Source organism: Methanoculleus sp., assembly GCF_020696975.1.
GTDB lineage: Archaea > Halobacteriota > Methanomicrobia > Methanomicrobiales > Methanoculleaceae > Methanoculleus.
This window is the reverse complement of record NZ_JAJGBK010000019.1, coordinates 60,362-74,288: the sequence shown is the minus strand read 5'-3', so window position 1 is coordinate 74,288 and position 13,927 is coordinate 60,362. Positions and strand designations below refer to the sequence as shown.

16 protein-coding genes are annotated in these 13,927 nt (G+C 63.7%); 10 read left to right on the top strand and 6 right to left on the bottom strand.

Annotated features, from left to right (window positions below; all coding sequences use genetic code 11):
• The 8 genes from QZ650_RS05055 to QZ650_RS05020 form a co-directional block, all read left to right on the top strand.
• On the top strand, positions 1-261 hold a 261-nt coding region (locus QZ650_RS05055), incomplete at its 5' end, for a hypothetical protein (RefSeq protein ID WP_292522471.1).
• Complete coding sequence (locus QZ650_RS05050) at positions 258-950, top strand: hypothetical protein (RefSeq protein WP_292519558.1); 693 nt, start codon at positions 258-260, stop codon at positions 948-950. The genes QZ650_RS05055 and QZ650_RS05050, both read left to right, overlap by 4 nt.
• A 20-nt stretch (positions 951-970) precedes the next feature.
• Positions 971-1,675, top strand: a complete 705-nt coding sequence (locus QZ650_RS05045) for a hypothetical protein (protein WP_292519560.1) — start codon at positions 971-973, stop codon at positions 1,673-1,675.
• A gap of 6 nt (positions 1,676-1,681) precedes the next feature.
• Complete coding sequence (locus tag QZ650_RS05040) at positions 1,682-2,212, top strand: CHAT domain-containing protein (protein WP_292519562.1); 531 nt, start codon at positions 1,682-1,684, stop codon at positions 2,210-2,212.
• Between the two features lie 64 nt (positions 2,213-2,276).
• Entirely contained in the window at positions 2,277-3,428 is a 1,152-nt protein-coding gene (locus QZ650_RS05035) for an HNH endonuclease domain-containing protein (protein ID WP_292519564.1), read from the top strand.
• The gene (locus QZ650_RS05030) at positions 3,416-3,793 is read left to right on the top strand and encodes an HIT family protein (protein WP_292519567.1); all 378 of its coding nucleotides are present in this window, start codon (positions 3,416-3,418) and stop codon (positions 3,791-3,793) included. Before QZ650_RS05035 ends, QZ650_RS05030 begins: the two co-directional genes overlap by 13 nt.
• A 576-nt stretch (positions 3,794-4,369) precedes the next feature.
• Entirely contained in the window at positions 4,370-5,767 is a 1,398-nt protein-coding gene (locus tag QZ650_RS05025) for an ATP-binding protein (RefSeq protein WP_292519569.1), read from the top strand.
• Positions 5,768-6,021: 254 nt separating this feature from the next.
• Complete coding sequence (locus QZ650_RS05020) at positions 6,022-6,399, top strand: HIT family protein (RefSeq protein WP_292519571.1); 378 nt, start codon at positions 6,022-6,024, stop codon at positions 6,397-6,399.
• 646 nt (positions 6,400-7,045) lie between these two features.
• Here the strand turns inward: QZ650_RS05020 and QZ650_RS05015 are convergent.
• Positions 7,046-7,360 carry a hypothetical protein gene (locus QZ650_RS05015; protein WP_292519573.1) on the bottom strand — a complete coding sequence of 105 codons (315 nt, stop codon included), beginning with the start codon at positions 7,358-7,360 and terminating at the stop codon, positions 7,046-7,048.
• Positions 7,350-7,802, bottom strand: coding sequence for a MarR family winged helix-turn-helix transcriptional regulator (locus QZ650_RS05010; RefSeq protein ID WP_292519575.1), 453 nt, complete (start codon positions 7,800-7,802; stop codon positions 7,350-7,352). The genes QZ650_RS05015 and QZ650_RS05010 overlap by 11 nt, the downstream gene beginning before the upstream one ends.
• Before the next feature lie 119 nt (positions 7,803-7,921).
• Between QZ650_RS05010 and QZ650_RS05005 the strand changes: the two genes are divergently transcribed.
• Both QZ650_RS05005 and QZ650_RS11865 read left to right on the top strand, forming a co-directional pair.
• Complete coding sequence (locus QZ650_RS05005; RefSeq protein WP_292519577.1) at positions 7,922-8,479, top strand: hypothetical protein; 558 nt, start codon at positions 7,922-7,924, stop codon at positions 8,477-8,479.
• 289 nt (positions 8,480-8,768) lie between these two features.
• A complete protein-coding gene (locus QZ650_RS11865; RefSeq protein WP_366830226.1) occupies positions 8,769-8,867 on the top strand; it encodes a hypothetical protein in 99 nt (32 codons plus the stop codon).
• A gap of 229 nt (positions 8,868-9,096) precedes the next feature.
• Here QZ650_RS11865 and QZ650_RS04995 read toward each other — a convergent pair whose 3' ends face one another.
• The 4 genes from QZ650_RS04995 to QZ650_RS04980 form a co-directional block, all read right to left on the bottom strand.
• Entirely contained in the window at positions 9,097-10,623 is a 1,527-nt protein-coding gene (locus QZ650_RS04995; RefSeq protein WP_292522470.1) for an ATP-binding protein, read from the bottom strand.
• Positions 10,624-10,814: 191 nt separating this feature from the next.
• Positions 10,815-11,141 (bottom strand): hypothetical protein, encoded by a 327-nt coding sequence (locus QZ650_RS04990; protein WP_292519584.1) that lies wholly within the window; start codon positions 11,139-11,141, stop codon positions 10,815-10,817.
• 161 nt (positions 11,142-11,302) lie between these two features.
• On the bottom strand, positions 11,303-11,689 hold the full coding sequence (locus QZ650_RS04985; RefSeq protein WP_292519587.1) for a hypothetical protein: 387 nt from the start codon (positions 11,687-11,689) through the stop codon (positions 11,303-11,305).
• 49 nt (positions 11,690-11,738) lie between these two features.
• A complete protein-coding gene (locus QZ650_RS04980) occupies positions 11,739-13,889 on the bottom strand; it encodes a BMP family ABC transporter substrate-binding protein (RefSeq protein WP_292519589.1) in 2,151 nt (716 codons plus the stop codon).
• Positions 13,890-13,927 lie beyond the last annotated feature (38 nt).

The following is a 13,927-nucleotide window of genomic DNA, read 5'->3' as shown; positions in this document are numbered from 1 at the left end:
AGAGACCCCCGGGTGTCCGCTCTCCTGCTGAAGGGTGCCGGCCAGTACTTACTGGTCAGGCGCCGCTTCCCGACCCTGGCCGAAGAGAGCCGGAGCGCCTTTACTCTGCTCACCTGGACCGGGAACGGCGGGGGCTCAAGGAGCCTCTGCGCTGACTACGCGACACTCGATGCTCTTGTCCGGGAGCACCCCGATCTCGAAGTCTCCCTGGTGAAGTACCACCAGGACGTCGCGCCGGCCGCGGGAGGCGGAGCAGAATGAGCGGCGGAGAACCCCGGTTCATCGGCCCCCTCGGCTACGTTCTCCGGCTTCCCTGCTACGGCGGCACCCGGGCGGACATCATTCCCTTCCTGGTCGACGAACCGGCGGATGCGATCCAGTTCTCCCTGAACGAGCGGGTCTACACTCGTCTCCGGCCAGAAGGAGGGGATCTGCACACCGTCGTTTTCTGGCGGCGGGGCGAACCGGGGGTCGATATCTACCCGGACGTGACGGTATACACCGATCTCGAGGAGACACTCGCAGCGTATCCCGGCCTCCGCGAGCGTGCTGTGGCGTTCGAGAGCGCTGAGGTCCGAAGGACCCCGGGCTCCAGTGAGGAGGAACGGAAGCGGAGCGTCGACGGCGCGGTCCTGGAACCCCCTCCCGGTCAGCCCACGTATAGCCTCTTCCTCATCGGGTTTGGGGGAGATATGCCGTCTGTGAAGGTCACTCCAATCACACGGGATCGCGGCTGCTGCCTTCTCTTCGAGCGCAGCGGGTACCGCTGCTGGCAGAAAGGATCCTTCCTGCACCTTAAGGCCCAATTCCGTCCCCTCCGGCCTGGGTGGCTCGAACTCCGGCAGGGAGAGACCGGCTTTACCGTCGCCATGCACCCGGGCAGGGACCCCCGCACCCGGCCGGGGGCAGAGGATCGTGCCGGACCGGAGCGGCGGGGGTGGGGCCGGTGAGGCGGCGCTTCGGGAATCGATTGCCCTACTTTGAGGGGGACGAGATGACCGAAGGGGACGAGCGGGAGACGTCCTTCACAACCCTCTGGTTTGAGATGGAAGGGGACGGGTTCGTCGTCGACGGCGGCAGGGCGGAGAAAGAGGCGGTCCGGGCGCTCTACCCGGAGGTCTGCGCCGCCCTCGACCGGCAGAAGAGGCGGGTTGCGTCGGAGGAGGTCTTCGAGGCCGCGGAAGAGGCTGTCCGGGGCCTGTCCCTCCCCCCGGAGCGCCATGCCCAGGCCATCTACGCGGCTGAATGGTACACGGAGCAGGCGTTCCCCAGCCGCCGGCGCCCCCTCCCCGAGCCGCGCGGGTTTCCAGGGCCCGGCCGGCGCCTCTCGCGTCGCAACAGGATCTTCGCGATGCTCCGCGACGAAGATATGGAGGAGCCGCCACAGGACCCGGCGATCCACACCGTCTTCCCCTTCCTCGAAGAGGTCGAGCACGCCCTCCGCCTCGCCGTCCCGCCCGCCACGGTGAACGAGGTGTACGGGGCCGTCGCCGGCCTCTACCGGACCTTCGGGGTCTGCCCGGACTTCCCGACGCTGGTCGAGCGGCTGCGGCAGGACCCGGGGGTGCTCCGCGCCGGATACGCCCCGGTCTGGTACGTCTGGAAGACGGTTCTCGACCTGCACCTCCTCATCCGTGACAGGATGCGGGAGGTGCTCGACGTGGCGGGGAAGTGACGGACGATGGCGATGCTGATCCTCGAATGCTGCACGAAGAAGGCCGACTACAACAGCGGCTACCGCGACGGCTACGTCCTCAACGAGTTCCTCAGGATGATCGACCACCCGGTCGACTACCACGAGATCTCCCGGAAGTCCGATCTCCTGGACCTGCTCTCGGACGACCCCTGCTACGAGCACGTCTACATCTCATCGCACGGGGAGGTACAGGAGGACGAGGTGTACCTCCAGCTCCCCCGGGCGCGGGTCTACCCCGAAGAATTCCCGGAGGGCTGCTTTGAGAGCGCGGAACTCGTGGGGCTATCAGCCTGCTCGCTCGGAAAGGTTGCGTTTACCCGCCGGTTCATGCAGCAGACCGGCGCCCGGATGGTCGTCGGCCCGAAGAAGGACGTGCTCTTCGCCGACAGCGCGATCTTCTTTTTAAACCTCTTCTACCTGATGCACTGCCAGGAGCGGGGAGCGAAGAACGCCCTTGCGCGGACGGCTGATTTTTTGAAGGGGACAAGGCCGTTCACGGTACGGAGGGGCGGGTGAAGGTCAGATCGTACTAAAACCAACACCCATATCTCCCCGCCCCCCGATCTCTCCTGCAATAACAATGGACCTCGCCCAGTACCGCCGGATCAACACCATCATCGAGCGCGACAGCGCCGACGCGACCTACAAGTACGCCCTCCTCCGGGGCGTCATCGAGATCTGCCAGCAGTCCTCGCACCTGCGGGAGGAGGACGGCGATGCGGTCTCGTTCCCCCTCGGCCTGCTCGTCGAGAAGTGGCTGCTCTACTACTATCCCATCTTTGCAGCCCCGGCGTTCATCCCGCAGAAAAACGGGGAGACGCCGGACCAGGAGACCGGCAGGGTCGTCTCGTTCCGCAAGCACTTCATGCCGATCATCGACTACTACCGGGACCGGGGCGGGATCTCGGTCTTTTACAACGACTATGCCCACGGCACCATGCCGGATGAGATCCAACCCGCGTTCCGGACGCTCGTGAAAGCAGTCCGGAAGACCATCACCGAGATGCCGATGAAGCACCTCGGCTACTCGCAGTCAAAAGAGCACTACTCGGTCTTCGACTACGACCGGCCGCTCTACCGGCTCTCCGGCGACAGCCCGGTCGACCGGGCCTCCCTGATCGAGAACTCCGGCCGGTTCTCCCTCTCCCGCGACCTCTGCACGATCTTTGAGCACTTCGGGGGGTTCATCTCCGGGGAGGAGTGCCTCCTGAAGAAGTGGGCCGAGTTTACCGCGGCCGCGGACAGGACCGGGACCGTCACCGAGGAGTGCATGCTCTCCCTCCTCACGAAGACCCCGACGACCGAGCGGGCGGTCGCGGACGCCCGGAACATCTACCGCTCAATCTTTGCGGAGGAGGGGACGCTCGCCTGTGTCTGGTCGGGGAAGGCCATCCGCTCGCCGGAGGCGATGCACATCGACCACGTCCTCCCGTTCGCGGTCTGGAAGAACAACGACCTCTGGAACCTCCTCCCCGCTCTTGACTTCATCAACACTAGAAAACGCGACCGCATCCCCGACCCTTCGCTCCTCGAAGACCGCCGGGACTGCATCATCGGCTACTGGGACCTCCTCCACGACCACGCCCCCCGCCCCTTCGAGCAGGAGATCACGGTCTCCCTCCTCGGCCTCGAAACACCGGGGAGCGACTGGCAGGACCGGGCGTTTACGCACCTCGCCGAAAAATGCGCCTACCTCATCCACGTCCGGGGGTACGAAGCATGGGTGATATAGGCTGTCCGTTCTGCAACCCTGCAGAAGAAGAGATCGTGCTCGCAAACGACCTCTGCTACGCCCGCTACGATAAATACCCGGTCAGCCCCGGCCACCTCCTCCTCATCCCCTTCCGCCACGTCCCCACCCTCTTCGACGCGACCGACGCGGAGCTCGCCGCCCTCCTCGCCCTCATCCGGGAGGCGAAAACCCTCCTCGACGGCCGGCTCCACCCTGACGGCTACAACGTCGGCGTCAACGTCGGAAAAGCCGCCGGCCAGACGGTGATGCACCTCCACGTCCACCTCATCCCCCGGTATGCCGGCGACGTGGCAGACCCCCGGGGCGGGGTCAGGGGGGCGATCCCGGAGAAGAGGAAGTACTGAGGGCGGTCTGCCCGAGCCCCGGGGAGAGTTCCATTCTGGACTTCAACTCGTCCTCCAGGAGCAGAAGGACTCTGGCTGCGGCCCCTCTCCGGGAGTGAGAGACAGGAGCAGAGAGTCCCGGCCGGGATGGCCCTCGAAACGAGGAGATCCGGAAGCGGGCGCCGGGTTCGCGACCGGCCCTGTACCGGTGCGGAAGTGGAGGGGTATCCGGCATACAGGAATTCCGGGGTGGGGTGATAGAAGGAATAGTATAAGCGGATGGCTCCGCAACCTGCACCCATTTGAGTTGGAGAATTTGATAGTCGCAGCGCGGATCACGTTGCCTCGCATGTATGTCCCAAAAAGTCATCCAGAGTCGTATCGAAAACCCTAACATGCCCGGCTTTCAATATCAGGGTGATTATTGCCTTTCGCTTACACAGGTAAGGGCACCCACTCGAACCAGGATGTACACCATGATCAAAATTGAAGGGATCGGAGCAGCTATCCCCTTCAAGGATACTGATTTTCCTTTGCCAGTTCAAGACGGCGGGCAGATACGATCCCCGGATTCGGGATGTTGTGGGGGCGCGTCTCATGGATGACCTTCCTACCCTTCTTACCCGCTTTGAAGGGCAGCGTATCGACTTTAAGGAGGAAGTGAGCAGCAATCTCTACAAACTCCTCTCCGCGTTCGCCAACACCGCCGGCGGTACGGTCATTCTTGGTGTCAGGGACAGGGATCACGCCGTCACTGGCATTGATCTCAGGAATAACGCGGTCAAAGTCCTTGCAGACAGCATAACCACCAGGCTCGGCATCCACCCGGTCATCGACATTCACGAGATCGATGGGAAACATATTCTCACCATTGCCGTAGAGCAGGGCCGCGCCCCGGTCGCGTACGACGGACGGTATTACACCCGTGTTGGTGACACCACACGCGAAATGTTGCCCGATGAACTCCGAGAATATTTTCAACAAAGCATCGAATGGGACAGTATCACCGGGCCATACACATCCGACCAGATCGACGAGGAGACTGTCCGGCGTTTTCTTGCCCTTGCAAAGGCGGCAGGTCGCCTGACCGCCGTCGCTCCCGACGAACCGATCGATACCGTCCTCCGTCGTCTTGATCTTGTCAGGGACGGGCAGATAAGGAACGGAGCCCTCGTCCTCTTCGGCAGAAACCCGCAGAAGGACTTCCCCAATAGCATCATCAGGATCGGCAGGTTCAGGCGGGCCGACATCATCATCGGCGATCACGAGATCAGGGGGAACCTCTTCTCTCAGTTCGATGAGGCCGAGCGGATCATCAAGAGTTACATCGGCGTAAGGTATGATATATCCGAGGAAGCGATGCAGGAGTCCTTTCAGAGGAAGGAAGTCTGGGACTACCCGCTCCCGGCCATCCGCGAGGCCCTGCTGAACGCTCTCATCCACCGTGACTACTTCAACAACACAGTCCAGACTCAGGTCAGGATCTTCGACGACCATATTCGCTTCCATAACCCCGGCCGCCTCCCCGAAGGCATCACCATCGAGACGATCCTGAAAGAGCACTACTCTTACCACCGCAACCCGAAGATTGCCGAGGTCTTCTACCGGGCCGGACTCGTCGAACGATACGGTTCAGGGATCGAGCGGATGATCACTGTGCTCAATGCAGCAAGCCTGCCATTGCCGGCGATCACCAGCACGCCGCTTGGATTCACACTCACCATGCGCAAAGATCCCTTCACAGAAGAGTATCTGCAGGAGCTCGGGTTGAACAAGCGGCAGATTGCTGCGATCTCCTTCCTGCGTGTTCATGGCACCATCACCAACAGCCAGCATCAGGAGCTCAACACCGTTGCCGCGAGGACCGCGGTGAACGATTTAACTGACCTCGTCAAAAAGCGCATCATTGAACGGCGAGGCCGATCGCGGCGCGACACCCACTATATTCTCTCTTCCGAGAGAGGAGTTGACATGCTCAGAAGTGATGATGCGTGATATATGCGTGATGATGCGTGATACATGCGTGATTCCGATCATCTCTTTTTAACCTCGCGAGGAGGATGCGATGCTCCGGCAGGAACAACTTGTCCGCAGGATGCGACCTTCCAGTGGAATGCGACGGGTCGAAGGGCTGGGGCAGGAGCACCGTAGGTGCGAACGGAGCTTGAGCACCCAGAGAGTGGGGACCGGGCCTTCGAGCACCTCGCCGAAAAATGCGCCTACCTCATCCACGTCCGGGGGTACGAAGCATGGACCCCCTGACCTGCCCGTTCTGCAACCCGCCGGAGGAGGAGATCGTCCTCCAGAACAGCCTCTGCTACGCCCGCTACGATCGATACCCCGCGAGCCCCGGCCACCTCCTCCTCATCCCCTTCCGGCACACCCCAACCCTCTTCGACGCGACCGACGCGGAGCTCGCCGCCCTCCTCGCCCTCGTCCGGGAGGCGAAAGCCCGCCTCGACGAACAATATCGCCCCGACGGCTACAACATCGGCGTGAACGTCGGCCCCGCCGCCGGCCAGACGGTGATGCACCTCCACGTCCACCTCATCCCCCGGTATGCCGGCGACGTGGACGACCCGCGGGGCGGGGTGCGGGGAGCGGTCCCGGAGAAGAGGGTGTATTGAGGAGCTGAGCGGGGATACCACGAGGGATTTCACCACATCAGAGGCAGATAGAGTGTTCAGCAGGGTCCGATCGAGAGGCTGCCCTACCTGGATTCAAGGGGGAGCGAGAGCAGCAAAGATGGTGAGGAGAAGCGCCTTCAGTCGTCGTGGTCGGCGGCCCTCCAGACGGCAAACCGGCTTCTCCAGCAACTCCGGGAGCAGGATATTATCACCGCCCTTACGATGGGCGGGGGACGGCGTGCCACGACCTACGTCTTCTCGCGCCTGATCGCCATCACCGAGGGGGACCGGTTGTGAGTATTCTGGTACCGGCAAACAGATTTGCGTGTATCAAAATCCCGATCCGATAGGCACAAATCCGATTCCAGGAAGCGGTTGTGGGTCATCTACGATCCACAACGGAATTTGTGGGTCACAAAACGCAATATATGACCCACAAAAGTGTTTGTGGGACATGGGTGACCCACAACGATCGAACCCGGCCGGCCGCCGGGACCGCGGTCCGCGGCGCAGGGGTGGCGGTATCGGCGCGGGAGACAACGGGGGATTCGCGATCGACCGGGCATTGGCGCAGGTGTGGGAGCGGTATCCGGCGTACAGGGACTCCGGGGAAGCGGGTTGGAGAGCAGCCGACGGCATCCGCCTCTTATTCAGCCGGGGAAGATGTTCGCGGACTCCTGCCTTCCCGCACCTGCCGGTCGTAGTCCTCCACGAGTTCCACCATCCAGCAGGCGATGGAGCGGAAGGTCTCCGGTGACATCCGTGCGTCAAAGACAATTCTGCGCTGTATGGACTCGACGACCATCTCGCCATCCTCGCCGGCGCGGATCTCGGGCAGATCGTAGTAGAACGCCACCTGCCCGAGAACAGGGGTTAAGGTCCCGTAGACCCCGTTCACCGGGGTCACGCTGCATGCCGGGTCCCGTGACACCTCGACCGCCGGCCGTTTCTCAGCGGACATGCACCTCTGCCTCCCCCGGCGCCGAAGCGGTGATCCTGCCCGTGGAAAACGGGCTATCCTGGCAGTGCGTCCGTGCGGGCCCGGCCACATCCCCGTGCACCTCGTCCTCACGCGACGGCAGGAGCCCCCGGTAGAGGGCCGCGATCAGGGCTTTCCCGAGTGTGGTCGGCACGTAGAACGATGCTTCGGTATTGCCGACGTCGTCGAGGCTGCGGACCTGCCTGGCGATGAGCCCTGCGTTTGAAAGCGCCTTTAAGGCCCTCGATATCTCAGGGGGCTCTGCCTCGAAGAGATCCCGGATCTGGTTGAACCGGAGCCCCTCATCCCTCTGCAGGAGCGCGATGTAGATCGCCCATGCCTTCCTGTTCCCCAGGGGGGCCGTGGCATTGATGATCACCGAAGGGACTTCAGATAACTGCCGCTCAAGGATTGCCTCGTTCATGATTCACACCCGGATCGGACATGATTCTATATTTGTTACCCCAATATATAATTTTGCGCAGGCAAGTTCCAAATTTGATACTTCAACCATTTATCCATACGCAAACCGACATTCACCCAATGGATCTCCTCTCCGGGCTCAACAGGAACCTCGATTATTCAGAGAGGCTCAAAGACGAACTCACCATCGGCCTGTTCGGTTCGTTCAGGAGATCGCATCTTGAAGCGTTGAAACGGCACCTCCGTGAGCATGAGGGGTTCAACGCCCGGGTATCTTACGACCTTGCGGCGTCGCACCCGAGGAAACGGGGAGAGAACGATCGCGCCTATGACTTCCGGCTGGCCAGAGCCCTGATCGAGGAGAGCCGGGTGTATATCGTCCACTTTTTCAGGGAAGAGGAGGGAGAATACGGTGTCAACGATTCGGCCACCCTGGAGATCGGGATCCTCTATGGCTTGAACGTCGCCTCCCCGCAGGTGAGCCGTTACACCCTCATCCTCTGCGAGGCAGGCTACGATGCGAGGAACATCGGCGGCATGCGACGCGGCATACGGCCCTCCACCGAAAGAGTGTGGCGATGGCACGATTTCGAAGATCGTGACGAGGCAATCCTGAACGCGACCCAATTCTGCTACGATTGCCTGCTGGACAACTCACGTTCGCCCAGAGTGATATGAGGAGGCGTGATAGCCTGTCCCCGGCATAGCCGCAAGCAGGATCGTCGTTCTTCGCGAGATCGGCAGGGAGGGCTGGCACGTGAGTTGCTGCTCGCATCCATCGTGGAAACGTCGCTCGCTCAATCGAGACCACCCGATACGCTCGCCGGGCAACGGCCGCCAGTCCCTTCGACGCGGAGGAGATCGCCCTCCTCGTCCGGGAGGCGAAGACCCTCCTCGACGAACAATATCACTCTGACAGTTACAACGTCGGCGTGAACGCCGGGGCCCCGCCGCCGGCCAGACGGTGATGCACCTCCACGTCCACGTCATCCCCAGGTATGCCGGCGACGTGGACGACCCCCGCGGCGGGGTGCGGGGGGCGGTCCCGGAGAAGAGGGTGTATTGAAGGATGCCCGCACCAGGTCCAGAACAGATACGCAGGACAACCTGCCCGATAGACGAGGAGAACGCTCAGTCACCTCTTGCGCTCCCCCGGAGCGACCTATCGCCTACCAGGGCCGCCGAAGTCGATCCCGCCCGGGAGCGTGCGGCTCGTCGCCCTCACCCAGGACGACGAACGCGGCTCCCTTCACTCCAGGGTTATCGCACGGTGCGCCGCCGCACACTCCCCGACACTACTCATCTCCGCCTTCGGTGATCTCCCAGCGGCCACCCTTCTTTGGACCTACCCGTTTGAGCTGACCTGCCCGCTTCAACTGCTGGATCTGCCACTCAATCCCTTTGGGAGTGATACCGATCTGCTCTGCGAGCTCATTCGTGCTGATAGATGGGTTGGCTGCGATCAGGGCCAAGATCTTATCCCTAGTTTTTTCCCTAGGTTCTTCCCTAGTTTCTTCCCTAGGTTCACCGGTACCTCTACCCCGGACCCGGCGGATGATCGTCTGGAATCCATCACTGACAGCAAACTCCGGCTCCGGCAGCCCGGCCTCGGTGCAGTGCCGGATCATGTCCCGCGTCCCCGTGCCCATCCGCTCGATGTAGCCGGTGAGATACATCGGTTCGGCGAGGAGCGGGTTCGCCGGCACCGATCCGTGGGCCTGCCGGAGTTTTTCGAGCGTCAGGGACGGCGGGAGCGTGCCCGGGTTCCAGACCTCCAGGCGATCAGAGAAGAGCATCACCTGCACGCTGCCGTTGCTCGTGTAGTCACGGTGGGCGACGGCGTTGACGATCGCCTCCGCCACCACCTCTTTGGGGATCTCATAGCGCACCGGGGCCTGCGGGCCGGCCTCGCGAGTCCCGACCGAGAGGGCGATCTTGCCGAGGACGAAGTCCACCGCCGCGTCCACGAGGTCGAAGACCGTGCCCTTGTAGACCTGGTAGGACGGGATCGGTTTGGCCACCTCGGTGCCGTGGAAGTGGGCACACTTGATCTCGGAGGAGATCAGGAACCGTTGCGGCTGCTTCCCGAAGAGGAGGACCGCGGCGTTTATCAGGTGTCCGTCGTCGAGCAGGTTCAGGTGCTCCAGCAGTTCAGCGGGAGAGGCATCGGGGGCGAGGGGGAACCGGCGGGTCGCTCGGGCCGTCCGGATGAACCACGCCATCCGTTCGGGGTCCAGGTCACCGGGCGTCGCCTTCGTACACGGCGCCGCGTCGAAGGGGCCGGAGCGGATGAGATGCCTCTCCTCCAGGTACTCGACGAGCGCCGCATACAGCCCGGCAACGAGTTCCGAGGGGGTGTTGAACCGCTTCCGGATCAGGCCCGCCTGCGCTTTGCCAACGAGCACACGCATCTTCGGGTGGCGGGCGGCGTCGTCCGTACCCCTGACGTAGATGAGCCGGTACTTCCCTTCAACGGTGGCGAGGTCGAACTCCCGTTCGGTCGGCGAGAGACCTTCGGCGTTCTCGGAGCCGTAGTCGCTCCCGAACAATCCGACATAGATATCGCAGCGCCGAACCTCGTCGAGGTACAGGTCGTCGGTGCGGCGGTCGGCGGCAGAGACGTCCTCGAAGAGGAAGACCTCGAAGAACCGCCGCATCAGTGCATCGCCCCGCAGGTAATCACGAAGAGCCGCCCGCTCGTCGCCGAATCCTTCGGCACGATGGACGCGGAGCCGGCGACCCTTCTCGCCCGAGAGGCAAAAAGCCTCCTCGATCTCCATATCCTCCGCCGATACGCCGGGGATGTGGCGGACCCCAGGCACGAGGTGCAGTGATCCTGGAGAAGAGAGTTTGTTGAGGCTGCACGGGGGCGGTCCGCCCCCAACCCACCGCCAGATGAACCGGTGTTGCAGAAGGGCCAGACCGTTGGCTGGTTGCTATCGAGGACGTATGGAGAGAGGTCTCAATTCATCTTCACGCCGACCGTCACAGACAAAAAAAGGGTCCAGGGTGACTACTTCTTTGAACGGTATATCGAGGCAACGACCCTGTATACCAATGCCAGGTTCAGGATTGACCATACAACAACGACGATGGTGTTAACCTCAAAAAAGTCCTGGATGACCGCATAGTACGTAGACGCGATACAGCTTATCATTAAAGCAATCCAGTCTTTCGTCAGCAGCACACCATCTGCCACATCCGGCTCTCTCTCCTCAACACTGCCGGATCTCTTACCTACCGCCGCAGGCCCCATACTGTCACTCTCAGATAACGTTCTCTTCTCCAAAAGAATAATTTTGCTCAGAGATCTGCCCGGATCGTCTTCTACCGGCCCCACGGGTGGTCCGGCTGCACCGGGGAGCGGCGGCCACGCGGGTCAACGCGACGGTGACACCTTTCGCTCTTTGGGGCGCAACCTTCCTCACGAGGAGGGAGAAACGAGAGCGGGGAAGAGCGCCCGAGGGTATCCATCCCCATGATACGGGTCCTCGTCGATGGTCAGTCCCGCTCTATCCGCGTGAAGAGCCCCTTCACGCCCCCCGCGACGAGATAGGCCACCCCTCGCGCCCAGATCGCGAGGAACTCCAGGGCGACGGAGAGGAGCGTCGCGCCCGGGAACGAGTGGTCGCGGACGTTCCGAAGCGAGAAGCAGGCAAGCAGCAGCCACGCGGTCGCGACGAGCCCCTGGCCGAAGACCGAGACCCAGAGGCCCAGGGTGGCAAAGACCGCAGCCAGCAGATAGCCGAGGATGCTCGTCGTGAGCGCCGAGAAGACGTTCAGCACGGCGCCGCGGGTCATCACGTCGCGGAGCTGCGGCACGAGCATGACCGCGAAGAGTACCGTGATGCCGGTTATGGCGAAGTCCTGCCAGGTCGTCGTGATCACCCGTGCACACGCAGTGCAGCATACAGGTATCGCCGTGCGAGGATATCAATCACCACATCCTGGCCAGGTACTCTCCTTCCGCGGCGACCGCCCGGTCATGCCAGCCGTCGGCCGGCGCATACCCGGCAAACCGCGGGGAGACAAAGAGCCCGGTCCCACCGTCGACGAGCGTCCAGGCCTCCTGCCCGGCCCGGAACCGGCCCGTGACCTCGTCCTCCACCGCGTCGTAGACGATCGCGTCGATGTTCTTCACCACCGACGCAACCACCAGGTTCGGGGCGAGGTAGGACTGGTCGGTATCCTCCCCGATGAGGTAAACGTCCCCGGTCTCCCGGGCAGCGTCCACGATCCCGGTGTTGCCGGAGCCCGCGATCATCAGGATGACGTCGACGCCCTCGCTGTGGAGGTCGCGGGCAAGGTCACCCGCACGCTCCGGCATCCCGAACCCCTCAAAACCCCCGGCGACGTAGCGGACCGTCACGTTCACCGCCGGGTCGTATGCTGCCGCCCCCGCGCTGAACCCCTCGACGAAGGGCTCGATGACGGAGACCGGGGCGCCGGCAACCGCACCGATCCTCCCCGTCTCTGTCATGTTCGCCGCCATAACACCCGCGAGGTAGGACGCGCCATACGGGACCATCACGGCGTCGCAGGCGTTCGGGAGGCCATAGTCCGCCTGCTCGAGGGTGACGAACCGGATGTCGGGGTTTCCTTCCGCCCACGCCCGGGTGGTCTCGGTGAACTGGAACCCCTCAGTGATGACGAGGGCGGGCTTCTCGGTGAAGTTTTGGGCGGCAAAGACGGCGTCGAGGAGCGCGAGGTCGGCGTAGGTGAACTCCCTCTTCGTGACGTCAAACGACTCCTCTGCCCGGAAGAGGCCCCGGTAGGCCGAGTCGGCAAACGACCGGTCGCCCTTTGCGAGCGGGTAGACCATCCAGACGACCGGCCGCTCCACAGCCCCGCCGGACGCGGCGAGGCCGGGGAGGCGCGGGGTTATCTCCGCGGACGGGACCGGGGTGCTCTCGGAGAACGCCCCGCCCTCGATCGTCCAGCGGGTGTAGTAGCCGACGAGCGGTCCGGCCGAGGGACGGTCGCCAAACTGGAGGGGGCCGGAGGCCCCGGTGACCGTCGGGTGACCACCCGCCCGGATCATCGCCGCGGCCTCGGCGGCCTCCTGGGGGTCCCAGCCCTTCGGGACGCCGTTGCCGGAGACGACCCACCGGAGGGAGGCTGCGAGCGGCTCGTCCGGGGCCGCCTCCTGCCGGGCCGCGGTGTAGACGGCGAGGAGGAGGGCGTCGTAGGTCTGTGCGGCAAACGCCGGGGGCTCATCGCCGAAGACCTCCTCGTAGGCGATCGCGTAGCCGGTCGAGGGGTCGGGGGCAAGCGACGTCCCCGATATCCCCTCCGCCCGGTCGCCGAGGCTCTCGATCAGGTAGGGCGAGCGGCCGGCGTCGGCGAGGAAGAGGCCGGCGCGGGAGCCTGCGAGACCGTCCGCGAGACGGGCGGCCTCCTCGGGGTAGACGGTGGCGACAACCACATCGGGCCCCTCCGCGGTGAGCCGGGCGGCGATCCCGGCAAGATCGTCCGGCCCCTCGATGAAGGCCGTCCCGGTGAGCCGGATCCCGGCCACCGTCGCCGCCGCCGGGGCGAGCCGGGCGAACGTCGTGCCGTAGGTGTTGTTCGCGGCGACGAGCGAAACGTTCTCTGCGCCGCTCTCGCGCAGGATGGCAAAGATCGCCTTCAACTGCTCGCTGTCGCCCGAGCACGTCCGCCAGACGAGATCGTTATCCTGGAATTCGGCCGTGACGAGGCCCGAGGTGGCGCTCGGCGATATGAGGAGTTTGCCCCGCCCGGTGACGAGGGGGGCGATCTCCATGAGGTCCGCGCTCGTCGCGGGGCCGATGATGACGTCGATATCATCGCGCCCGGCGAGGTCCTCGGCGTACGCAGTGAGGTTCCCCGCGCTCGTGTCGCGGCAGACGAGCTCGACCGGCCGGCCGCCCTGCCGCTCCAGGGCATCCACCGCCCAGCCGAGACCGTCGAGCGAGTGCGTGGCAAGCGAGCCGTTCTCCGGCAGCAGGACGCCAACACGGATGGGGTCGGGTGCGGCGGTGCAGCCTGCAGAAGAGATGCCGAGAGTGACGATACCGATGAGCGTGAACAACGCCAGGAGGCCAGGGAACCGGGGTCGTGGGGTCATGATAGATCTTCGTCCGGGCGCCGGGATCGCAGCCGACA